This is a genomic window from Haloferax sp. S2CR25 (assembly GCF_031624535.1).
GTDB lineage: Archaea > Halobacteriota > Halobacteria > Halobacteriales > Haloferacaceae > Haloferax > Haloferax massiliensis.
On record NZ_JAMQOO010000003.1, the window covers coordinates 39,479 to 62,018 of the forward strand.

Annotated in this window: 15 protein-coding genes and 1 CRISPR repeat array (1 of these 16 only partly in view); of the genes, 13 read left to right on the forward strand and 2 right to left on the reverse strand. The window is 56.3% G+C overall.

From position 1 onward, the window contains the following. Positions 1-285 precede the first annotated feature (285 nt). From NDI65_RS08710 to NDI65_RS08725, 4 genes are all read left to right on the forward strand, one after another. The gene (locus NDI65_RS08710) at positions 286-1,173 is read left to right on the forward strand and encodes a twin-arginine translocation signal domain-containing protein (protein WP_164471140.1); all 888 of its coding nucleotides are present in this window, start codon (positions 286-288) and stop codon (positions 1,171-1,173) included. Further along, complete coding sequence (locus tag NDI65_RS08715) at positions 1,173-1,799, forward strand: hypothetical protein (RefSeq protein ID WP_123623067.1); 627 nt, start codon at positions 1,173-1,175, stop codon at positions 1,797-1,799. Before NDI65_RS08710 ends, NDI65_RS08715 begins: the two co-directional genes overlap by 1 nt. 89 nt (positions 1,800-1,888) lie before the next feature. Continuing rightward, positions 1,889-2,389: a hypothetical protein gene (locus NDI65_RS08720; RefSeq protein ID WP_123623064.1), complete on the forward strand. Its 501-nt coding sequence runs from the start codon at positions 1,889-1,891 to the stop codon at positions 2,387-2,389. Positions 2,390-2,581: 192 nt separating this feature from the next. Further along, the gene (locus NDI65_RS08725; protein WP_123623101.1) at positions 2,582-4,165 is read left to right on the forward strand and encodes a transposase; all 1,584 of its coding nucleotides are present in this window, start codon (positions 2,582-2,584) and stop codon (positions 4,163-4,165) included. A 282-nt stretch (positions 4,166-4,447) separates the two neighbouring features. Here the strand turns inward: NDI65_RS08725 and NDI65_RS08730 are convergent, their stop codons facing one another. Continuing rightward, complete coding sequence (locus tag NDI65_RS08730; RefSeq protein ID WP_310893590.1) at positions 4,448-5,230, reverse strand: helix-turn-helix domain-containing protein; 783 nt, start codon at positions 5,228-5,230, stop codon at positions 4,448-4,450. 199 nt (positions 5,231-5,429) lie between these two features. On the opposite strand from NDI65_RS08730, the gene NDI65_RS08735 reads away from it, so the two are divergent. The 9 genes from NDI65_RS08735 to NDI65_RS08775 all read left to right on the forward strand — a co-directional run bounded on the left by NDI65_RS08735 (position 5,430) and on the right by NDI65_RS08775 (position 16,940). Continuing rightward, complete coding sequence (locus tag NDI65_RS08735; protein ID WP_310893591.1) at positions 5,430-6,446, forward strand: twin-arginine translocation signal domain-containing protein; 1,017 nt, start codon at positions 5,430-5,432, stop codon at positions 6,444-6,446. 67 nt (positions 6,447-6,513) lie between these two features. Then, entirely contained in the window at positions 6,514-6,732 is a 219-nt protein-coding gene (locus tag NDI65_RS08740; protein ID WP_310893592.1) for a hypothetical protein, read from the forward strand. Positions 6,733-8,085: 1,353 nt separating this feature from the next. Further along, positions 8,086-8,286: a ribbon-helix-helix protein, CopG family gene (locus tag NDI65_RS08745; RefSeq protein ID WP_246989728.1), complete on the forward strand. Its 201-nt coding sequence runs from the start codon at positions 8,086-8,088 to the stop codon at positions 8,284-8,286. A 328-nt stretch (positions 8,287-8,614) separates the two neighbouring features. Then, on the forward strand, positions 8,615-9,466 hold the full coding sequence (locus tag NDI65_RS08750; RefSeq protein ID WP_310893593.1) for a hypothetical protein: 852 nt from the start codon (positions 8,615-8,617) through the stop codon (positions 9,464-9,466). Between the two features lie 145 nt (positions 9,467-9,611). Next, positions 9,612-10,385 carry an ABC transporter ATP-binding protein gene (locus NDI65_RS08755; protein WP_310893594.1) on the forward strand — a complete coding sequence of 258 codons (774 nt, stop codon included), beginning with the start codon at positions 9,612-9,614 and terminating at the stop codon, positions 10,383-10,385. Next, positions 10,378-12,144 carry a TetR family transcriptional regulator gene (locus NDI65_RS08760; protein WP_310893595.1) on the forward strand — a complete coding sequence of 589 codons (1,767 nt, stop codon included), beginning with the start codon at positions 10,378-10,380 and terminating at the stop codon, positions 12,142-12,144. The genes NDI65_RS08755 and NDI65_RS08760 overlap by 8 nt, the downstream gene beginning before the upstream one ends. A gap of 481 nt (positions 12,145-12,625) precedes the next feature. After that, complete coding sequence (locus tag NDI65_RS08765) at positions 12,626-14,209, forward strand: transposase (protein ID WP_310893650.1); 1,584 nt, start codon at positions 12,626-12,628, stop codon at positions 14,207-14,209. Positions 14,210-14,701: 492 nt separating this feature from the next. Then, entirely contained in the window at positions 14,702-15,901 is a 1,200-nt protein-coding gene (locus tag NDI65_RS08770; RefSeq protein WP_115820214.1) for a site-specific integrase, read from the forward strand. Positions 15,902-16,166: 265 nt separating this feature from the next. Further along, on the forward strand, positions 16,167-16,940 hold the full coding sequence (locus NDI65_RS08775) for a hypothetical protein (RefSeq protein WP_199519550.1): 774 nt from the start codon (positions 16,167-16,169) through the stop codon (positions 16,938-16,940). Between the two features lie 199 nt (positions 16,941-17,139). Here NDI65_RS08775 and NDI65_RS08780 read toward each other — a convergent pair whose 3' ends face one another. Next, positions 17,140-18,027 (reverse strand): hypothetical protein, encoded by an 888-nt coding sequence (locus NDI65_RS08780; RefSeq protein ID WP_115820199.1) that lies wholly within the window; start codon positions 18,025-18,027, stop codon positions 17,140-17,142. An 89-nt stretch (positions 18,028-18,116) separates the two neighbouring features. Continuing rightward, positions 18,117-22,540: direct repeats of the CRISPR family, unit length 29 nt; unit sequence CTTCAACCCGTCTACGGTCCTGCTGGAAG; it runs 320 nt beyond the window's last position.

A 22,540-nucleotide genomic window follows, 5' to 3' on the forward strand; every position in this document is an offset into this window, starting at 1 on the left:
ATTAGTAGCAGATGCGGGGGTTTACTCACGGTGTGGGGGTGGGGGTCAACCTGTGGGGGAGGGGGGTATGGATTGGGAGGGGGTACAATCAACTGGGGGCACCCCTCATCTCATGAAGAATTCATCAGTCGGTGAGATGAATACAACCGCCGGTTATGTGCCGGGTGTGGTGTGTCCACATGCCAGATGACAACCACGTGCACGCACAACCCTCAAACAACGAAACTGAAGTCCGCCCACAGTTGGGTCCGACACCAACTCATAACCGGGAAAGGAGACACAGACATGACACAGCAATCTACACCAATGAAAGGCAATAGAGAAAACACACGCCGTGATTTTCTCAAGAAGTCCGGGATGGCCGGCGCGTTCGCTACCTTACCGATGTTCGACCTTCGGGAGGGTGATCGGAGTAAATCCGATCTTAAGCAAGGCAAGAAAACGGTGGTTGACCTAAAGATCAACCACCCTGCGGCATCAGATCGAATCCCGAGAGTTAGTCCTGCGAATGCGGTTCCAAACACGTACACGCACAAGAATCGGCTTTTCCTTCTGAGAGTCGATCCAGCGGAGCTTCGAGGCCCCCACAACGCCCTCCTCCGAAGTCCGTTGAATATCACCCGGTTCTCTGATCAGACTGGGTTCCAACAGACAGAGATGCTCTACCAGCAGAGCGACTACGACGGCAAAAGCGTAACTCAGCTTCAGCCCGTCGAAGGTTACACTCCATTCACATTCGACGTCAAGATGGAGGGAGGGACCGCAGTCGTGTCCCAGGATGGCAATCCAGTCCTACGTGTTTCCCCGGAGTCGGAAGCAACTCAGGGACTTTCTGAACAGACTGTGACAGTCAAGAAATACGGGGATCCGGTAGAACGAGAGATCAAACGTCCCGGCCATGAGGGGACTTACACAGTCCGTCCTGTCGTTGGGACCGAAAAGACCACAGTAACTCCCGAGCTTACCGTTCGAAATAACGGAACTCTTGATCTGTTCGGAGCGCCGAAGGTAGCCGTCATACCGGACATCCCGGAGTATCCGATACTCGGGATTCTCAAAGGAAACATCGCAGCAGACAATATGAAAGTCGAATCCGTCCCAAACAGCGATCTGTTCGTCGTGCATCGTAATTACGACCATGGTCCGCTCTTCGGTCAGAGGAGGTGCCAATAATGACCTGCATCTGGGATTTCTTCGGCACGGATGACTTCTACAATCACTACGGAAGTAACGCTGAGTCAAAGCTTGATCAAGAAGCTGCGTGGTTCAAGAACAACGTCTGGAACGAGGTCAGTACCGATCCCGTAGCAAACACGTGGAACCTCGAGGTTCCAGTCAGCGCTACCACTACCTGCGGACAGTCGGGTGACCGGCTCGTGGAGGCTGACGAGTGGCTCAAGAACAACTTCGACTACTACGGAAGTAACGATGGGTGTGTCGTCCTAGATCACTACTGGGATGGCGATTACTATGGGTGTGCCTTCGTCGGTGGCATTAATGGATGGACCGAGGACAACAAAACGGCTCTCGTTGATTACGAGGCTGCGACCGGCGGTCATCTTCCTTCCTTCGACACCAACGGAATCGGTATCCGACATTACCTCGGCATGGAACCGGGACATATCTACGGTGCAAAACACCCGGAAGATTCCGTGAACACTGTGGACGGCCTCGTGACCTACATGTTTGACAACGAAGGCCCTCAGTGTGAGGACTCCGGTTCTCCACAAGAATCCGTGTCTACGTATTCTAATTGTGCGGTGTCAACGATCAACGACTACATGACTAATGAGTGCTAATTTACCAGTAACGCCCCTCATCTTTTCATCACTAAAACCGCTCTTGTGGTTTCCAACATTATTTTGAACAGCGATACGATACTCTAATCATGAAGCGTCGAAACGTCCTACGTGTTATCGGAAGTACAGTTGCTGCTAGCCTTGCTGGATGTACTGATGCTTCGAATAGTAATGCCCAAAGCGGTTCAGGTGTGAACATCAAGACCACCAAATCTGTTCTGGAGAAGTACCAGTCTTCCCAGAAAGCGTTAGATGATGGTTATCAGAATTTAGATGTGTGTATAGACAAATTAGGAAAACCGTTTGTCAATCCTGAATTTACGGAGCTCTCCTACGACCAACCTCAAGTTCTCTTTTACCAAAAGACTACCAGCGGAGAACTTGAACTGGCCGGTGCAGAGTGGTTTGTACCGGCTGAATCGACCGATGAGCCTCCGGAACTGTTCGGTGAGGAAGATCGGATGACCCTCAAGGGGCCAATGGAAGGCCACTACCCAGACCAACCACGCCATTACGGACTCCACGGTTGGTTATTCTCCGAGAATCCTAACGGACAGTTTGCCAAGTTCAACCCGAACATCACTTGCTGAGGGTACCATCACACGAATGATTCTTTTTCATTTCTGCAATCCGTCTCGCCCATAGGTATGTGATGACCTGAAACGCTCAGTTACAGACCACCCGCAAACCCTTACCAAGCTCTCGAAGCGTTGATTTTGTAATCTTTCTCAGTACCTCGCATGAGTGGTTCTAGCGGTTCGCATTCTCGTGAGAGTCCGCGAATGCGCTATCTGTGTGAAGCGTACCAGCTCGGGATAGCCATTCGAAACGATCTCCATGAGTCCGACCTCGTCACCGCGTTCGAGAACCTAGACCATTCGATTGATTCAGTTGAAGATGGCTATCCGGCGTGGCACCCTGGCCCGCTCTCCTTTCGTGCGATGGTTCTCTCGTTCGTTTTCATGGAGATTACGGGTGAGTCGTACGCCGCATTCACTCGACGGCTGACGCGGCACCCCGAAGTCGCTTCCAGCTTGGGCTTCAGTCGCGTGCCCGGCGAATCAGCGTTCTCGCGAGCGTGGCGGAATCGATTCGACGACGCTGTCCAGGAGTTCGTGCAGACTGCAGCTCACTTCGTCGTCAAAGAAGTCCATGATTTCGACATCCCTGCGCACGAAGTGCGCCCTAAGAAGGAGATCGTCGAAGAAGCTCCAGTAGAGGAAGACTCAGTAAAAGAAGAGTTGTTCTCCCAGGACGAAATTCTTCAGACGACACGGCTCGCGCGCGATCACGCTTTTGGCTACTTCGACTCTGGGCGTGGTGCGAACGCGTCCTACGAGGACACACAGTTCTTCGAGTTGCAGACCTTCATGGGGATGGTTCGGTGCGGCACCGCACAAGGAGCCGCACGCTTTCAGTATCGACGCGGTGAGGAGTATGGGCCGCATGGGGACACTCACCTCCGCGCTGTCAAACAATTCGAACCTGAAGAACTTGTGGATGGGTTTAATGAAACGACTGATCGCTTACTCTCGGTCATCGCCTCCGAATCCTCGTTCCGCCGGCCAGTGACCGCTGCGATCGACATCACGACTGTTCCCTACTACGGGGATGTCGAGGAGATGCCAATGGTGAGCGGCACGAAAGACGGCGAGGGGCGGGCGTTCAAGTTTGCGACCCTCTCGATCATCGGGCGGAACATCCCACTTGTCCTTGCGGTCGAGCCAGTGCGCGAGAGTTCAGCGTGGGATAAGAACCCGCCGAATCAGATCCATCGTACCGTGCGGCGACTCGTTCAACGGGCGAAGGAACACGTTCCGATCGAGACGGTCCTCTGTGACCGTGAATTTGATTCGATGCGTGTCTTCCAGACCCTCTCGAACCTCGGTGTGAACTACCTCATCCCGAAACGGGTCACCAGCTCCGAACGCGAAGTAATCGAGCGAATGGACGAAGACGACCAAGATGTAGCTGTAGAATCGGCGTCCGTGCACGTCGAAGCAGGCTCACACCCGATGCGATTCTTGTACGCGCCGTCGACGAGCGGCGAGGGGACGACCGTTTTCGCGACGAATCTCCGAGTCGGGCCGGATGAGGCCGAGACGTTCTGTCGCCGGTACAGTCGTCGCTGGCAGATCGAAAACGAGTACAAGAGCATCAAGGGAGACTTCCTCGCGAAGACGTCCTCGAAGGACTACCGCGTTCGCTTGTTCTACTTCGTGTTCGCGGTACTCTTGTACAATATCTGGCGACTCACGGACTTCCTGCTGAAAGCGGGGGTCGATGGCGAGATGGAGTATGCGCCCGTGTTGACCGCGGGCGAATGCGTCGAGATCGTCGTCTCGGCGTTGATCCCGCCCGACTAACCGGTTGACTCCCGCTGAGTCCGCTGTTCGGGAGTGGCAACGCTGCTTTGCATCTCCAGAATCCACGCAATTTCTCACGCTTATCCGAGAATTACGCCTATATCGATTCGATATCGGCCGTTGACCGCCGAGAAAACCACGAGCCAACGCAGATTTACTCCAAAACTGGCCTATCCTCCGAAACTGTGGAACTCACAACTTCGGAGGATGGATTTGATGCGTGCCTTCTATTCAAAATATCGAGAACTGAATCAAAAATTGGAGGGGTAAGTTCTCTCCTATTCAGAGGCGGCCTCGGAGGAAGACCGGCTCGGCGTCCTGTTTCGCGCGTTCATACTGGTCTGTCGCCCAGTCGAGCGCGTCGTCGGTATCGTTCACCAAGATGCCACCCAGCCCTTGCTCGGTGAAGACAACGATTCCAACCTCGTCCGCATCCGCAATCCAGAGCCCGAACGAAAACGGGATCGACGCTCGATACAGACGCACGTTCCCGTCGCTCATCAGCTCGTTTGTGAGCGTCGGAAACGCCGTATGAACCTGTTCGAACACCTGGGCTGGCAGGATCATCTCCAGCGTGTAGTTGTCGCCGATCCGTACGCAGTCGTAGAACTTCTCGGCGAAGCCAGTCACGACGACTGGAGTAGCGACACACACTTCCGTTGCGTGCTCAACGGAATCGAGAAGTGTTTGGATGACTGCGTCTGGCATCGACGGGTCGGCCTCGTAGACGTCAGCGTCGTCGAGGAACGCACAGCCAACCGGGCCGTCGAGCGAGAGGTGGTCGAGGAGTGGGGCTGCGTCAGCGAGTGTCGTGAGGTGGTCACGATACGCTTCCTGCGCTCGGTAGCTACACCACCCGAGCAGCGTGGGGGTCCAGACGCCATCTTCATACTGGACGAGGTCGGCATCAGCGAGGTCGCGGAGAGCACGGTCCAGCGTCGAACGCGAGATATCCACCTCATCTTCCAGGTCACGCTTCGAGCGAGGGTGTTCGATGAGGGCGCGGAGGTAAGCGTGCCGTTCGGTAAGGACGGCGCCGAGGTCGTCGCCGGCTGAGGAGACCATGCGAATAAGTCACACACACCGGCGACGGTTAAATTCTTCTTAGAGTAAAGTAGGTTGATTCATTTGTAGCGGATTCGGGGGCCACTCACGCCGTGGGGGAGGGGGTCAGATCGTGGGGGTGACCCCCATCACATGAAGAATTCATCAGCCAGTGAGATGAATACAATTGCCGAATATGTGCCAGATGTTGTGTCATACCATGACTGAAGACGAGGAATCCACTCTCGACGAGTATCGAGGCAGACTAAATGAAGCAACAAGTGAGGGGAGCGGATGTACAGAGACGTGGGAAATTCTCACGAACGCTCGAAGGCGACGCCAGTTCATAAAACAAGCAGGGCTCACTGTAGGAGCAGCTACTCTCGGGACTGGTGTAATGAGCGGAACCACAGTCGCAGAACCACCTATCGACTCTGAGAGGCTAACAGGTAAGCGACGTGATCGAGTCATTGCAAACGCACGTCAATCGAAACAAACACGACTTGTTTCTGAGACGCTCAACGGAGTCCCTCCGGTCGAAGCAGCGGTTGAGTACAAAGTCGGTAATAACCAAGGTGTGAGTGTACAGTTTGGAACTGCGGAGAACACATCCAAACCCGTCATCCACTATTACCAAGAAGACAACTTCTCAACCGATCACAGTCACGAAACTATCGGCAGCGAGAATGTCAAAGTTCTCGGATCAAAGCAGATCGATAACGGACTGCGTGTCGTTGACGGTCAACTGGGCAGTCAATTCGATGTTGGTGATACGCCGTTAGTTCAAGAAACTCGTGACAAACTAGAGGCACAAAACAAGCGATTCAGACAGCTCAAAGAGAACCTACAAAACCGTCCTGAGAAATTCGAGCTTCACACGGACAAGGCGTATCTCCTTCGTGAGGTACCTGCCACAGACAAGTTCATCTACCGCGTTGCTCTGTCAAAAGACGGGGAGTTCCAGCAGTACCTCCAAGCGGTCGGTATCGACCCGGCAACTGCGGATGTCAGCCTCACTCAAGCAGAGGGCAGCAACCACGTGCATTGTTCATTCGGTATCTGTATCGACTACTGCGGTGCGCTCTGTTCTGTTCTGGCAGGTCTCACCGGAGCAGCTTGTGTCGCTGCCTGTGTCGCGTACGTTGCGACCGTTCCCGTTGCCCCAACCTGTGGAATTATTTGTTTCGGTCTTGCAAACAACGCCTGCTACTCAACGTGCTTCAACGAGGTGCATTAGAGAAGACCACCAAGTGATAGCACAACAATCATTTATACTACACACGACCATTACTTAATTGGACGCTATGCCCCAACTCAACTTCACAGACGTAGAAATATCCGCAATATTGGGAGTGATAGTGATCGCAGGATTCATGGCTTGGTATCAGCTTGATTTGGAAGGAACGTCTCTTATCATAAATGTTGTTCTCGATGCCTTGCTTGCAGGACTCGCTATCACAGTTGGTCTACTTGCTCTAAAACGTCTCGGATGGGACCCAGATCCACAAAATAAGAGTGAATAGTTATCTGGCAATTCAAAAAGTATGGGTCCTCCAATCTGGCTTCGACAAAGCGTTCGTATCGGACTTGATGAATTCACTGATACCATCCAAGCGATACGGAATAACCCGATTCGGTTACGGCTTCTGACTTTCAGTTTTTTTGCGGGGGGGATTGGAGTTGGTGGTATCGGAATTCTTTATATAATTGCACTTCGCTCAACTGAAAGTACTGTCCCAATATCCAGCTATTCTCGGGGAGTTGTAGCGTTTCTGTGGTTTGGTACGAGCTACCTTATCCTTCGAGCACTTTCGTTTCGACCAAATCCTAGTCGTGAGCGATTGTCCGCTACCTCAGTAACATTACGAGCAGTTGTCGTCGGCCGGCTCATTGGCGATTTTTTTCGCTCATGGTTATTCCTAATCCTTCCAACATTAATTTTTACAGGGGTCATTGGAGCCGCATTTTTCGCCCCAATAACTGTACTACTGATTCCTCTTACTGTCTGTCTGTTTGTCGCAAGCGCAATCGTATTCGGCTACGTCGTCGGGTTTGCCCGCTTACTCCTGATTGCCCATTCACGATACACTGCTCGAAACATAATTGACCTTGGTGTCCTTTTATTTATCGTCACTGTAATTATTTATATATTGATTCAATCATCATATATTGGAGAATCAACTATCTCAAGTATCGGTTGGCTACCAGTTAGTTGGTTCATCGACCTTGCAGTTCTTGGCACTCCAATCGAAGCCTCATATCAACGAGCAATAGGCGCTGTGGCCGTTGCCTTACTTATCATTATCTTAGGAGGATTGGTTGCCGAACGACTTGCTATCGCATATTGGTGTCGGGAGTCAACCAACTCTGGTTCAAAGAACTACAGAGAATCGGAGTAACAGACTTGGCCCGAAGAATGTCACTTTCCTGTATAACACTGTCTCAGCCACTCACAGAGACTGTTTGACTGGGTCCTCCTCCGAAATGATGGAAATATAACTCGTTTACAGAACCTCATTTTCCGAAGTAGAGCAACTCCACCCAGCAACTGGAGTGGCGAGCGTTCGACGAAGACCAGCGTAAACGGCCGGACGCTCCGTTGACGGCGGCACGATACGACTAGGCCTTGTCGACGGAGATTGGGCGGAGGACGACACAAACGAACAGGACAGCGATAAAGCGTAACTACCGTCCAGTCAGATGAGACAATTCGTCGTACCGACTGGGTGGATCCCATGACTCGGCTTTTTTTGCACCCGGACCAGTCAACACGACGTGAGGGTGTCATAGAAGAGTTCACATGGTTTGCTGAATCAGCTCTAACGATTTGAAAACGCCGTACACTTGGTGCACGCTGTTCTTAGCTTGTCGTAGCTATGGCGAAAGAGAAGTTCGGAGTCGCTGTTGACGAGGAAATCGTGCGAGAAGTGGATGAACTGGTCGCTGAGTGTGACGATCTCGGAGCCAGCCGCTCCGAGATCGTCGAAGCCATCCTCACAGCATTCGTTCAATCCGAGACGAACCACGTTGAACGGGTGAGAGAAATCATTATTCGGAAACGAAAGGGGACTCTCTAACCGGCTCTAAACGCTGTGCACTTGGTGCACGCATCTATGAACAAGTGATCCGCTATAATAGTAATCAAATTGATTGTAGTATGTGAAGAGTTCTATGACACGCTCTACCGGATGGGCTTAATTTCCTGCATCTAATTAACAGGATAACTATCGGTCCCTCCACGACGGAAAAACTCATGTCGTGGGGGTGGGGGTCAGCTCGTGGGGGTGGGGGGTATGAACTGGGGTGGGGTCGCAACCAATGGGGGCACCCCCCGTCGCATGATGGATTCATCAGTCGGTGAGATGAATACAATAGCTGAGTGTGTGCCAAGTGTGGTGTATCCACATGCCAGATGATAACCACGATATCGAGCGGTACCAAGACGAACTGAGCAACGCCGTAGAAGACGGCAGTGGTTGTGCAGAAATGTGGGAAGCCCTTTCCCAACAGCGGAGTGCTGATGCGACGAGTACTCGCCGTGGGATACTCAAGGGTGCAGCGAGCATCAGCGCACTCGCGTTTGGAATCGGAGTCGTGCCGAAAGTCGAAGCAGCAGAACCCGATCGGCAAATCAATATCGAAGAAGTCGACGATCCGGCCGAGCGGAACAAGCTTCGAGCAGAAGCCTTAGCCGATGATGAGGTAAAACTCATCTGGAAATCGTTCGCAAAGAACGGCTGGACTCCAAGACTGAAGAGCGGTCACGTCTTGAGGACCTTTGAAGAAGGAGGTGGGGGTGTCGAGTACCATACGGTCAGCATTCCATTCGAGACGGGCGAAAACGACGAACGTAAAGAAGCGAACATCGTATGGTCAACTAACGCAGAAATTTCAACATGGGGATCACATCTCGTTCGTGAAACTCGTGATGACGGCGTGTACCGCACGGTCACGCGTTATGAAGTGGAAGATGGTGCGGTCACTTCGAAAACTCAAACGGTCTCTCCCGAGGACCTCCGAGAAGCTCAAGGACAGGAGCAGGTGTCAGAGCAATTTAATGCACAAGACGTGCAGGCAGCCGGAGGCTTCCCTAACTGTACTTGGAACTGGAACTGCGTAACAGCGTTTGCAACCTCTGGTGCCATCCTTTTCGGTTCTTGTGCGATCTGTGCAGCCTCGCTGAATGTGCCAGCATGTATCATCTGCGTTGCCGAAGGGATTGGGTTCGTCAGTATTGACTGCAATCTCTGCAGGTAGCTATTTCTTCTCTTACATTCCATTATTGACGGATTGGTCGGTCTACCTGTACTACATGATAACTACTAAATACAAAGATGCAGAGGAGCTCGAACAAGACCCAACTATCAGTAGATTAAATTGACAGATCCTCTCCGGCTCACAGATGACATACGCAATTGAAACCGGCGCTCTGACGAAACGCTACGAAACTACGACCGCCGTCGACACCCTCGATCTCACCGTCACCGAAGGATCGGTCTACGGCTTTCTCGGTCCGAACGGAGCCGGGAAGACGACCACCATGCGGTTGCTCACGGGGCTCACGCAACCTACCAGCGGAACGGCGACTGTCGCCGGTGCGGACATCGCTGACCGTGACGCCCTTCGTCCCCACATCGGCTATCTTCCCGAGGAACCACCGCTGTACGAGCAGGCGACCGCCTACGAGCAACTCGAGTACGTCGCTGGGCTCCGCGACATCCCAGACGAGCAGACACGCAAGCGCATCGACACACTCCTCAACGCGCTTGATCTCCCCGAGGAAGACGCCCGGACGCGTATCGCGGAGTACTCGAAGGGGATGCGTCAGAAAGTCGCCTACGTCCAGGCCGTCTTCCACGAGCCCGACGTCGTCTTCCTCGACGAGCCGACGTCGGGACTCGACCCACGAGCGGCCCGCACTATCCGCGAGATGATTCGGGAACTCGCCAGTGAGGGGACGACGGTGTTCCTCTCGACGCACATTCTCCCCGTCGTCGAGGAGGCCGCCGAGACGGTCGGTATCCTGTACGATGGGCAACTAGTTGCCGAAGGCACGCCGGACGAACTCAAACAGCGGGCGGAAACCGGAGAGACGCGAACGCTCGAAGACGCATTCCTCGAAGTGACGAGTGCCGACCCCGTCAGCGACGACGGTTCGGAGGCAATCGATGGTTGAACCGGGGTGGCTTCGCCACGCAGTTCAGGTCGGTGTCTTCGAGTTTCGGCGGTCGGTCCGGGCGATCTGGCGAGACAAAGCCCGGTTCGGACTGATGGCATTGGGATTGGTGTTCCCGTCGGTGATTCTCGTCGGATTTACGATTCTCTTTGCGGACGCGATTCGCGGAGTCGGCACGATTGCGCTCCCGGAGCAGGTCAGCGGAATGGTCGCGCTGTTCTGGCTGTTCGCCGTCTTCATCGTCGCCCAGCGGGTCGCGTCGGCCCGACCACGCATCGACGCCGAGCCGTTGATGCTGACGACAGTGTCGTCGCGCACGGCCGCTGGCGGATTACTCGTCGCGGAGACGCTTCGCGTCCTCGCCTATCTCGGGCTGCCAGCACTCACGCTGACAATCGTCGTCCTCTACCTCTTCGGACCGTCGGTGAGTCTCGTCTCGTTCCCGCTCGCTGCAGTGCTGTTCGCGGCCACCGCAGTGGTCGGTGGTTCGATAGTCGGTTACGCGGTTGCGTGGCTCGTCGCGATCTCGAGGTTCGTCGCGCGGCATAAGACGGCGCTCGGTTCAGTCGTCGTCCTCCTTGCGATGGGTGGGTACGCGCTGACGCTACTCCCACAGACCGGCTTCGGTGGGCAGGAAGCCCTTGCGTGGCTCCCCGTCGGGTGGTTCGTTGATCTCGCCGCCCTTGGTACACCGATCACCGGGTCCCGTAGCAGAGCAGTCGGTGCGCTGCTCGGGAGCGTCGTCATCCTCGTTGGTGGGGTGGTTGTCGTAGAGAAAGTGACGGCAGCGCTCTGGTTTACCGATCCGGTGAGCGTTGACGACGGGGTTGGTGAGTCCGAGGCTCGACGCACGGACTCGGACACGCACACACCTCGTCGTGATACGCTGGCAGCTGCGATCCGACCGCTTGCCGTTCCACGCGTTGTCGCCGCCCCGACGCGTCACGTCGCCGAGTGGACGCTACTCCGGACGCGACGTGATCCACGCCGGCTGATGTTCCTCCTCATGCCTGTCGTTCTGTTCGGAAGCTCGTTCATCAGCACGGGCGTCCAGTCTGGTTCGCTTCGAACGCTTGCCGCGCCCCTGTGTGCGGTTGTCCTCCCGTGGATGGCCGGTGTACTGGTCGCGATGAACCCCTTCGGAGACGAGGGAGCGGTTCTCCCGGTGACGCTGACCACCGTCTCCGGAGTGCAGTACGTCCGGGGGCTCATCCTACCGGGACTGCTCTTCGGGCTTCCGGTCGTGGTCGTCGTGACAGCGGGAGCGGCTCTCTTCTCTCCGGATGGACTCGTGCCGAGCCTCGTGCTCGTTCTTTTGAGCGTTTACCTCACGGTCGTTGCGGCCGCCATCGCGCCGGCAATCGGGATGCGATTCCCGCGCTTCAGTGCGATCAGCATCGGACAGAGTCGAGCAGTGCTCCCCCCGCGAATCACGACGGTCGTACTCCACCTGGGACTGACGATCCTTCCTGGGTCGATCCTCGTTCTGCTCGTCGTCGCCCCTGAGCTCGCACGGGCGCTCATCGCCGGGCTGTTCGGTTCGCTCCCTGCTATCATCCTCGGGCTGGTCGGTGGATCGAGTGGGATGCTCTCGCAGGCTGCGGCGTGGTTCGATCAGTTAGGTCGGATCATCCGGACTACGGATGTCGGTCAGTTCCGACTCGTCGGTGGCGGCATTCTTTTAATTGGTGGGGTGATCGTCACGTTCGGGTCGTACCGATACGCGATTCAGCGATTCGAACGCTTCGATCCATCATAGCATACCGCTCTTGAGAGAGACGAATGACCCGGGGACTCATTCGGCCTCGTCAAATAGACACGAAGATGTCGAAATGACTAACGGACTTGGTACCGTATGAGGGACCATGCCCGCCAATGAATCCTCGGCCCCGTGGAATAATCCGGATTATGTCGCCGCTATTGTTGGTGTTCTGGCAACTGGTTTTCTATTTTTTTACACTGCAATAACTGGTTCTGGACCGAGTACGGATGAAATACTATTTATTATACTTTTTGTGTTTTTACCAATGGCGATAGCTCACGAGATCGTTCAACGCTGGTTATAGGTCTAACTAATCTCTACCACATGTTCTATCTCAGGGATATGTGGTGCTTCGTAGCGGTCAGGCACAGACCGTCCGCAGCACACCTCACCGATCTCTCGAATAGTTAATATTATTTTCTTCCTAGTAACATGTATGAGTGGTTCTAGCGGGACACACTCAGATGAGAGACCTCGAATGCGTTATCTGTGTGAAGCGTACCAGCTTGGGATCGCTATCCGAAACGATCTCCACGATACCGATCTCATTACCGCGTTCGAGAACTTAGACCACTCGATTGACGAGATCGAAGATGGCTATCCAGCGTGGCATCCTGCTCCCCTCTCCTTTCGCGCGATGGTGCTCGCGTTCATTTTCATGGAGATTACGGGTGACTCGTACGCCGGCTTCACGGAACGACTAACGCGGCAACCCGAAGTCGCCACAGCCCTTGGCTTCGGCCGTGTTCCGGACGAATCGGCGTTTTCCCGAGCGTGGCGGAATCGATTCGGCGACGCTGTTCAGGAGTACGTGCAGACAGCCGCTCACTTCGTCGTCAAAGAAGTCCACGATTTCGACATTCCTGCACCGGAGGCGAGGCCCAAGGAGGAAATCGTCGACGAGCCTTCAGTAGAGGAGGATTCAGTAGAAGAAGAGTCATTCTCACAGGACGAGATCGTCCAGACGACGCGACTCGCCCGCGATCATGCCTTCGGTTACTTCGAGTCTGACCGGGCCGCGAACGCGTCCTACGAGGACACGCGGTTCTTCGAGTTGCAGACCTTTATGGGGATGGTTCGGTGCGGCACCGCACAAGGGGCCGCACGCTTCCAGTATCGAAGAGGCGAGGACTATGGGCCACATGGCGACACTCACCTCCGTGCAGTCAAACAGTTCGCCCCTGAAGAGCTCATAGAGGGCTTCAATACAACCACAGACCGCTTGCTCTCGGTCATCGCCTCCGAAGCCTCGTTCCGCCGGCCCGTAACTGCCGCTATCGACATCACGACCATTCCGTACTACGGCGATGTTGAGGAGATGCCGATGGTGAGCGGGACGAAAGATGATGAGGGCCGCGCGTTCAAGTTCGCGACGCTCTCGATCATCGGACAGAACATCCCACTCGTCCTCGCAGTTGAGCCGGTGCGAGAGAGCTCAGCATGGGACGAGAACCCTCCAAATCAGATTCATCGTACTGTGCGACGACTCGTCCAGCGCGCGAAAGAGCACGTCCCTATCGAAACGGTGCTCTGTGACCGCGAGTTCGATTCCATGCGCGTGTTTCAGACACTCTCGAATCTCGACGTGAACTACCTCATTCCAAAGCGCATCAACAGCTCCGAACGCGAGGTGCTAGAGCGGATGGAAGAGGATGATCAGGAGGTCGCTGTTGAATCAGCGTCCGTCCACGTCGAGGCGGGATCGCACCCGATGCGGTTCTTGTACGTGCCGTCGACGAGCGGCGAGGGAACGACCGTCTTTGCGACGAATCTCCGAGTCGGGCCAGACGAGGCCGAGACGTTCTGTCAGCGCTACAGTCGGCGCTGGCAGATCGAGAACGAGTACAAGTCCATCAAAGGTGATTTCCTCGCGAAGACGTCCTCAAAGGACTACCGCGTGCGGCTGTTCTACTTCGTGTTCGCCGTGCTGCTGTACAACATCTGGCGGCTCACGGACTTTCTGCTGAAAGCGGATGTCGACGGCGAGATGGACTACGCGCCCGTGTTGACCGCGGGTGAGTGTGTCGAGATCGTCGCCTCGGCATTGATACCGCCTGACTGAGCGACCGATTCCCCACCGGGGTCGCCGCTTGGGAGTGGCGACGCTCTATAGAAGCAGCTAAAACCGCGCAATTTCCCATGCTTGCTCGGTTATCTCGTTCAGGATGCACAGGAATCGAGCACTTCATTGGGGGATGGACCCGAACCGGCGGAGATTCGACCCAAAACTGACCCATCCTCCGAAACTCTGGCACCTTCTATTCCAGGGAATTGATATAGCGATATATGATTTATATAAATGTCGCCTCCTTACGCCACTATTTTACTAAATGCGGTTGTGTGTGGACCACTCCTTCACAAGCCAAAGTATTAACTCAATGGAAGAAAGTCAGTGAGTAATGAAAATCTCCGATTCAGAATCACCCCAATACGCAGCGAGCGGGTTACTCCCCGGTGAGCAGGTGTGAGTCAGCAGTCTGACTCCGAGGGTTTGGACGCGAAAGATGGGGCTTCAGAGAACGAGACGAGAGAAAAGCGCTACAAGTGGTCACAAATGAGCCTCGACGAACTCGTCGACGTCTACTGGCAAGACATCGCACCGAAGCGATATCGCGACGGGTTCGACGAAGATCGAGACGTTCCGACCTACGAGTGGCTCACTAAACACGGATACAGTGGAATCGCGTACGCGCTGCGAGAGCACCACGACCTGACGCCCACGCAGTTCTTCGTCGACGTCGTCGGCCTTGAAGACGAGGACTCAAATGAGTGGGAATGGAACGTCGACCACACGGATACTGTTAACGCTCTAGAAGTGTATCTCAACTCGATAGGAACTCGTGGTGGACGGGCAGAGAGTACCGTCGAGACCCACCGGACACGGTTGGCGAAGTGGGTTCGGACCTATCGAGAACTGCACGGGACTGATGCGTTGCTCGAACCGCTATCTGAGTTAGACCAGCAACCGGGAGAAATAGAGCACTGTCTCGCCGTCCTCGACGTCTTCGACGAGGAGCTATCGACGGATCGGTCTAAGCTCGAATATCTGCACGTCGCAAGGGCGTGGTACGCGTTCGTGAAACGCCGAAAGTACGCGAAGTACAATCCGCTCGCCGAGGCTGGCGAAGAGTTCGGCTGGGAAGCCAGCGAACCAGACCCACAGTCGTTGTCCGCGTCGCAAGTGCGGCGGATCTACAGTGAGGTAGCTTCCTCCGAAGCGGAGTTGCTCGTTGTTGCACTTGCTGGGTGGGGGCTACGCCCCTCTGAGGTTGCCGCGTTGCACGTCGACCAGGTTGTTTTGGATGCTGAGGACCCGCATCTGTCGTTCGGTGATGGAGAGCGGAAGAACGGACCTGGTGAGGTGACGTTACTGTATGGGGTCGATGTCGTTGCTGATCGGATTGATACGCTCTCTGACCGTGAGATGTGGAACGGGTATCTGTTCCCGTCTCGATCGTCGTCGACAGGCTATGTGTCAGTTAGTACGATACGTCGTCGGTTTAAACAGCTTGCTGACACTGCTGAAGTAGTTGTTGATGGAGATACGCCCACACCGAAGATGGGGCGGCGATTCTGGTACTCGGCGTATCAGGAGGCTGTTGGGGAGGTACTTGAAGGATTAGAGGGGGTTGCTGAAGATCAGGGGAGTTCGTCAACGGAGGTTGTGCTTCGGAATTACTTGTCGAGAGAGCAAGAGCGGAAGGCCCGGCGAAGGAGGATGTATGAGAAGTTGGAAGCGGCATTTGAATCCTGAGTCCACTCCTCCCTTCCTAATACTGATTGAGCAGGATATTCATGCGACTCTGTAACAACTGTGAGCCTCAGAAAAATGGGATGTACTCCGCTTGCCTCTAGTGGAGGTACGCGGCGACGGCCTCTGTGAAGTAGTAACGATACGCCACGTGCCGGAACGTGATTCGTCCGTACGTGTCACGTCTGTCGACCTCATCGTGGTTCTCGATTCCATCGATCGCACCGTTGATTCGGTCGACCTAGTCACTTAGTTCACCGGCTCGTAGGTGGTCAACAACACCGTCGGGGTCAATCTCAAGCACCTCGCTCACGACCGAACGGACGGTTACTCCACCGTCGGCGGTGGCTCGCTCGTCACCCGAGTCGGGCGCATCGTCGTCTTGGATGTGGTCGACAAGGGCCTCTCGGTCATCGACAACGGTTTCTTCGAACTCGCCGTTGACGACGTCGCCGCCGAAGCGAATGAGGCAGGTGGACGAGTCTACGAGCCCTGTCTATTCGCAGTGCGTGCGTACTACGCGCCAATCAACTCCCCAGAAATCTCGACGTACACGCTCACCAACGACGCAGACGACGCTCTTGCAGCAGCCTGCTGGCTCTCGCATGCGACCGACCCAATGAGTCTCGGGCAGGCGATCGATCGGGTAATCCAAGCACAATCGGGTGACAACCCGGACCACTACGGTATCGACTATCCGACTGACGAGGAACGCGTTGAGGATGTACTCGTTGCAGATCCGAATCGGTGTTTCTACTCCGGGAAAACAACCCGGAGTCATCTGCTTCGTCTTCCCTTCCGATACGCACCGCTTCTGGAGGAGTACCCGGAGAATGCCGAGGCATTGCCTGCAGTTCCACCACGAGTCGCCGGATTTGAAGTCGCGGTTTCGCACACCGAGTGGAGCGAACGGTCGCTCTCAGAGGGGGCGCTCGAAGCACCGATGGAGCGGGTAGAGGGCGGAGTTTACCAGCTGCCAAGCCATGTCGCAAAACAGGCCGATGGATTTCCAGTTGAGGCGACCGGATTCTCGCAGCGGTAGCTCCATCCAGTTATTAGACAGTCAGGTCATCTCCTCCGTAGTCATGGTACAGCACTAGATTTATACTGATCGGAGCGCTTCCTTCAGGTATGAGCCTCGAAGAGACGGTTGATTACCTCGCTGAGGAACTTGACCTTGAGCGAAGTGCCCACGTCCGAGAGGTCGGTCAGTCGGTCGCAGAGCTTCGCGACTGATCAAATCAAAACAGTTCTCTGAAATCCCGTTCGACGAGCCCAGACTCCAGATAGTCGATGAACTCCTGCTTTGTCGGCTCCGCTTTCTCGAGGAGATCATCCCGCTCTGTGCGCTCCAATACTGCACGAGCAAACTCTGTACAGTGATCTTCGTGCCGAGCGGCGTACGTCGACAGTGCGTCACGCCAGTGCATATCCAGCTCGAACTCGTCTAACTGAATCTGAATCCCGTCTTTTCGCTCCACAAGGTCGACGCCAAGTTCTTGCAGTTGCTTGAATCGAATGTTGTTCCGTCGAACAGTGATGAGGCGCTTCGAGTCGACGATATAGGGATCAACCCACTCCTGCCAGGTTTCATCATCAAGGTGAGTGCGAGGCATTTCGAAATCTGGATTCACACTCTCGATACAGAACTGCAGCATTGCAATCCCCGTCCGATGATTCGCATTCGGCAGCGAATGCCGGAGAATGAGATTTGACATCAGCTCACCGGCGACCTGTGGGAGTGGTGCGCCCCACGAGACGTGGTCGAGTGCCTGCCGAATCTTCTGTGGTTCAAACTCCTTATAGAGGCGGAACTCTTCTTCTTCTCTCACGTCTACAGCCGCTTCGAGTAATTCCACTAATCGAAACGCGACGACCTGCCCCTCCCGGGGAAGCTCGGCGATTCGACCGCTGAGCCATTTCTGGTCGAAATCAACCTCGTTTGCGTCTTTGATCTCCGTGTCGCTCTCATAGAGGACATAGACTGGGGTATCAAACGGATAGCCGATGAGCTTCGTCGCGCCGTTTGAATCTTCACGACGGGACAGAATCTCGGATTGCGAGGCCGAGCTATACTTCAGCGAGAAGTTCTCGGCTTGGGGATGGTGATAGTAGACGACACGAGCCATCTGTGCAGAGGTGTTGGTGATACGTGCTTAAATCAACTCGGCGTTTGCGCTATCAGGGGTCCCAGCACTGTGTCGAAGCCGACGGTTTCGCTTCAATTCGTCTACGGTCCTGCTGGAAGTCGGATAGGTCGAACCAGCATTCCGGGCAGAACACGCTTCAACCCGTCTACGGTCCTGCTGGAAGGTCGTCGCCGTCGACGAAGTTCTTCCCGTCGTCGGCGCTTCAACCCGTCTACGGTCCTGCTGGAAGCACGAACTGCGGGAAGTCGGTCGACGATCTCCCGCTTCAACCCGTCTACGGTCCTGCTGGAAGGGTATCGCGTCCCCCGTCTTCCAGGGTGACCCTCAGCTTCAACCCGTCTACGGTCCTGCTGGAAGACTGGCCGCTTTTCAGGTCGCGCTTACTCATACAGCTTCAACCCGTCTACGGTCCTGCTGGAAGGTCGTCGCGGTCGTCGATACGGTTGAAGACCGCCTTGCTTCAACCCGTCTACGGTCCTGCTGGAAGCTTGGGGAAAAACTCATGAATAGTGTCATGATACGGCTTCAACCCGTCTACGGTCCTGCTGGAAGAGGGTCGGGAAGAACTCGCGGTGAACCCGCCGTTCGCTTCAACCCGTCTACGGTCCTGCTGGAAGCAAGCGTGAACTATCCGAAAACGAATAATCCCGTGACTTCAACCCGTCTACGGTCCTGCTGGAAGTCGGGCTGGCGCTGGTCGTTGGAGCGGCGCTGGTACTTCAACCCGTCTACGGTCCTGCTGGAAGCCGGACGCGACCGCGTCCTTCCGGGAGCTGCGGGAACTTCAACCCGTCTACGGTCCTGCTGGAAGTTCGGTTCTTCGCGCGGGTTATCCAGATTGTCATTGACTTCAACCCGTCTACGGTCCTGCTGGAAGCATCCACGAACCGGCGGTTCCGCCCACAGACGGGCGCCTTCAACCCGTCTACGGTCCTGCTGGAAGCAAGATGGCAACCAGAACGCGGTCACCCACGCGGCCCTTCAACCCGTCTACGGTCCTGCTGGAAGGCTACTCGAGCTTCAGGTCGAACCGTCTCGCCTCCCTTCAACCCGTCTACGGTCCTGCTGGAAGACCTCACGACAGACCGCGCACCGGAGCATCTCCGTCCTTCAACCCGTCTACGGTCCTGCTGGAAGGTCGCGCCCACAACACGCCCACCGAACCACGGCACCTTCAACCCGTCTACGGTCCTGCTGGAAGCACGTGGCCGCCGCAGACCTCATCAACACGCACACGCCCCTTCAACCCGTCTACGGTCCTGCTGGAAGCGAACCGCCGAGAGGGTCGTTTTCGCCGCCCTCAGATCCTTCAACCCGTCTACGGTCCTGCTGGAAGACGGTCAACTGGCGTGACATCGCCCAAACGACCCTTCAACCCGTCTACGGTCCTGCTGGAAGCGGCGGGACTTCGGGGGTGGTCGGGTCCTCCGCTTTCCTTCAACCCGTCTACGGTCCTGCTGGAAGAACGGCAGAGTTGCCATTCTCGGGTGGGGTGGCGAGACCTTCAACCCGTCTACGGTCCTGCTGGAAGGCAACAATCACGTGCGTCCAATGCGACTTTCACAAAGAACCTTCAACCCGTCTACGGTCCTGCTGGAAGCGTGTATGGCTATGGCTGCGATAGCCAGCCGAAACACCTTCAACCCGTCTACGGTCCTGCTGGAAGGGCTATGCGCAGACTGTCAACGACAAGTTAGCCGATCCTTCAACCCGTCTACGGTCCTGCTGGAAGTATCGTTTTTGAACCCTCCCGCAGTCGTGGAAATCCTTCAACCCGTCTACGGTCCTGCTGGAAGGCTCCGCGAGGTGAAGGAAGCGTTCGCGAACAACGACCTTCAACCCGTCTACGGTCCTGCTGGAAGTGGAGTTCCTCCTGGAGGTCGTCGACGCGCTGCTCCTTCAACCCGTCTACGGTCCTGCTGGAAGATCCAGAAGATGATCGATACGGGGCTGGGAACGGCGATCCCTTCAACCCGTCTACGGTCCTGCTGGAAGCGGATGCAGGTTCGTGTCGCAGCCGCCAAAGAGGCCTTCAACCCGTCTACGGTCCTGCTGGAAGTGTGGGGGTGGGGAACTCTCCCGCTATCAGCCGCCCTTCAACCCGTCTACGGTCCTGCTGGAAGCATGACCGCCTCGTGCGGCATCTGCTGGATGTCGTCCCTTCAACCCGTCTACGGTCCTGCTGGAAGCCGACACCCCACGGCCGCGAGCGCGACGACATTCCCCTTCAACCCGTCTACGGTCCTGCTGGAAGCGTCGTCAATCGCGTCGTGACCGACGGTGGACACCTTCAACCCGTCTACGGTCCTGCTGGAAGACGGCACCGATGAGTTCCTCCAGGCGGTTGAGGACCCTTCAACCCGTCTACGGTCCTGCTGGAAGCGGTCGGGTCGGGGGTCAAGCCCCCGCTTCCGCCCCCTTCAACCCGTCTACGGTCCTGCTGGAAGGCGATATAAATGCCTCTCACACTATCGACGCTAATGCCTTCAACCCGTCTACGGTCCTGCTGGAAGGGGACTTCCTTCTGCATGCGGGTGAGGAAGTCCTCGCCTTCAACCCGTCTACGGTCCTGCTGGAAGCGTACGAGGTCGGCCATTCGGGCACCCCGATGATGTCCCTTCAACCCGTCTACGGTCCTGCTGGAAGTACTGGCCGACGCGGAGGCGGTCGGAGACGACATTCCTTCAACCCGTCTACGGTCCTGCTGGAAGGCTCGCCGATGCGTTCGTGCTCGTCGAAACGGCCGTCCTTCAACCCGTCTACGGTCCTGCTGGAAGCGCTTCGGGGTCGTGGCGGAGGAACGGCGCGTCCCTTCAACCCGTCTACGGTCCTGCTGGAAGCGACGCCGTCGGCGCAGGAAGCGGCGCTGTCGGTTCCCTTCAACCCGTCTACGGTCCTGCTGGAAGGCCGCGGTTGTGCGAGTCGTGGCTCACGACGAGGTACCTTCAACCCGTCTACGGTCCTGCTGGAAGGATTCCCGTCACGACCTCTTCGCCGGGCTGAATCGCCCTTCAACCCGTCTACGGTCCTGCTGGAAGCCAGACCGTGGGGAACAACAAGATCGCTTCCCACCCTTCAACCCGTCTACGGTCCTGCTGGAAGGACGATCTCTTCGGCATGGACCAGACCACCATGATCCTTCAACCCGTCTACGGTCCTGCTGGAAGTCGAGCGTGTCCGTGTCGGACGCGCCGGCCTCGCCCCTTCAACCCGTCTACGGTCCTGCTGGAAGTCCGGAGCACCTCGATGGCGAGCCAGCCGATGGCCTCCCTTCAACCCGTCTACGGTCCTGCTGGAAGGGTGCTCCCCCGCTTGCAGACCGTCCCGATGGCCATCCTTCAACCCGTCTACGGTCCTGCTGGAAGCGTCTTGGACGTCCTTGCGGTCGAACTCGATGCGTGTCCTTCAACCCGTCTACGGTCCTGCTGGAAGAGGCGTTCGCCGAGTCACTCGACGACGACTCGCTCGCCCTTCAACCCGTCTACGGTCCTGCTGGAAGCGCGTCGTTGGGGTCGTGGCCGCGGCGTTCGAGCCTTCAACCCGTCTACGGTCCTGCTGGAAGCTTCGCCGTCGACGTCGTACCCGCTGCCGTCAGCGACGAGGTCCCTTCAACCCGTCTACGGTCCTGCTGGAAGACGAGATTCGAGCGCGAAGTAATCGTCGTCGAGTCGCCTTCAACCCGTCTACGGTCCTGCTGGAAGGAGCTATTCGGCCGCCACGGCCGACGGGACGCCGACCCTTCAACCCGTCTACGGTCCTGCTGGAAGACGATTGAGGCGCTGACGAAATCGGTGGTTCCGTCGCCTTCAACCCGTCTACGGTCCTGCTGGAAGGCGGGACACTCTCGGATCAGCCCGCAGCGTGGATCTCCCTTCAACCCGTCTACGGTCCTGCTGGAAGCGGGCGGTTTAGAATCACCTTCCGAGACAGTGGGCGTTCCTTCAACCCGTCTACGGTCCTGCTGGAAGTCGATGCGGCGAGACAACCGTGTCGCAGGCGACCCTTCAACCCGTCTACGGTCCTGCTGGAAGAGGTCGCTTTGCACGTCGGCCACAGCGTCGTCGGCCCTTCAACCCGTCTACGGTCCTGCTGGAAGACTTCGGAGGGGCGTCCGATGTTGTCCTTCTCGTCTCCTTCAACCCGTCTACGGTCCTGCTGGAAGGGGTCGGCGTTCTCGGTCGCTCCCGCGAGTTCGGCCCTTCAACCCGTCTACGGTCCTGCTGGAAGCAAGCATGTTGTCGAACTCCTGCACCGAGAGGTCCCTTCAACCCGTCTACGGTCCTGCTGGAAGCGGCGACGCCCAACTGCGATGGGAAGGCCTCGAACCCCTTCAACCCGTCTACGGTCCTGCTGGAAGTCGAGCTGGTCAACGACCCGCGCGACGATAGTCACCTTCAACCCGTCTACGGTCCTGCTGGAAGGCGCTCAACGGCCCGGTCGACGTTCAACAGATTCCCCTTCAACCCGTCTACGGTCCTGCTGGAAGGAGGCC

Excerpts from the sequence above, each read along its gene's own strand:
- NDI65_RS08780 (WP_115820199.1), bottom strand. The coding sequence starts at position 18,027 with ATGGCTCGTGTCGTCTACTATCACCATCCCCAAGCCGAGAACTTCTCG.
- NDI65_RS08765 (WP_310893650.1), top strand. The coding sequence starts at position 12,626 with ATGCGTTATCTGTGTGAAGCGTACCAGCTTGGGATCGCTATCCGAAAC.
- NDI65_RS08735 (WP_310893591.1), top strand. The coding sequence starts at position 5,430 with ATGACTGAAGACGAGGAATCCACTCTCGACGAGTATCGAGGCAGACTA.
- NDI65_RS08755 (WP_310893594.1), top strand. The coding sequence starts at position 9,612 with ATGACATACGCAATTGAAACCGGCGCTCTGACGAAACGCTACGAAACT.
- NDI65_RS08760 (WP_310893595.1), top strand. The coding sequence starts at position 10,378 with ATGGTTGAACCGGGGTGGCTTCGCCACGCAGTTCAGGTCGGTGTCTTC.
- NDI65_RS08730 (WP_310893590.1), bottom strand. The coding sequence starts at position 5,230 with ATGGTCTCCTCAGCCGGCGACGACCTCGGCGCCGTCCTTACCGAACGG.
- NDI65_RS08745 (WP_246989728.1), top strand. The coding sequence starts at position 8,086 with ATGGCGAAAGAGAAGTTCGGAGTCGCTGTTGACGAGGAAATCGTGCGA.
- NDI65_RS08770 (WP_115820214.1), top strand. The coding sequence starts at position 14,702 with ATGAGCCTCGACGAACTCGTCGACGTCTACTGGCAAGACATCGCACCG.
- NDI65_RS08715 (WP_123623067.1), top strand. The coding sequence starts at position 1,173 with ATGACCTGCATCTGGGATTTCTTCGGCACGGATGACTTCTACAATCAC.
- NDI65_RS08750 (WP_310893593.1), top strand. The coding sequence starts at position 8,615 with ATGCCAGATGATAACCACGATATCGAGCGGTACCAAGACGAACTGAGC.
- NDI65_RS08740 (WP_310893592.1), top strand. The coding sequence starts at position 6,514 with ATGCCCCAACTCAACTTCACAGACGTAGAAATATCCGCAATATTGGGA.
- NDI65_RS08710 (WP_164471140.1), top strand. The coding sequence starts at position 286 with ATGACACAGCAATCTACACCAATGAAAGGCAATAGAGAAAACACACGC.
- NDI65_RS08720 (WP_123623064.1), top strand. The coding sequence starts at position 1,889 with ATGAAGCGTCGAAACGTCCTACGTGTTATCGGAAGTACAGTTGCTGCT.
- NDI65_RS08725 (WP_123623101.1), top strand. The coding sequence starts at position 2,582 with ATGCGCTATCTGTGTGAAGCGTACCAGCTCGGGATAGCCATTCGAAAC.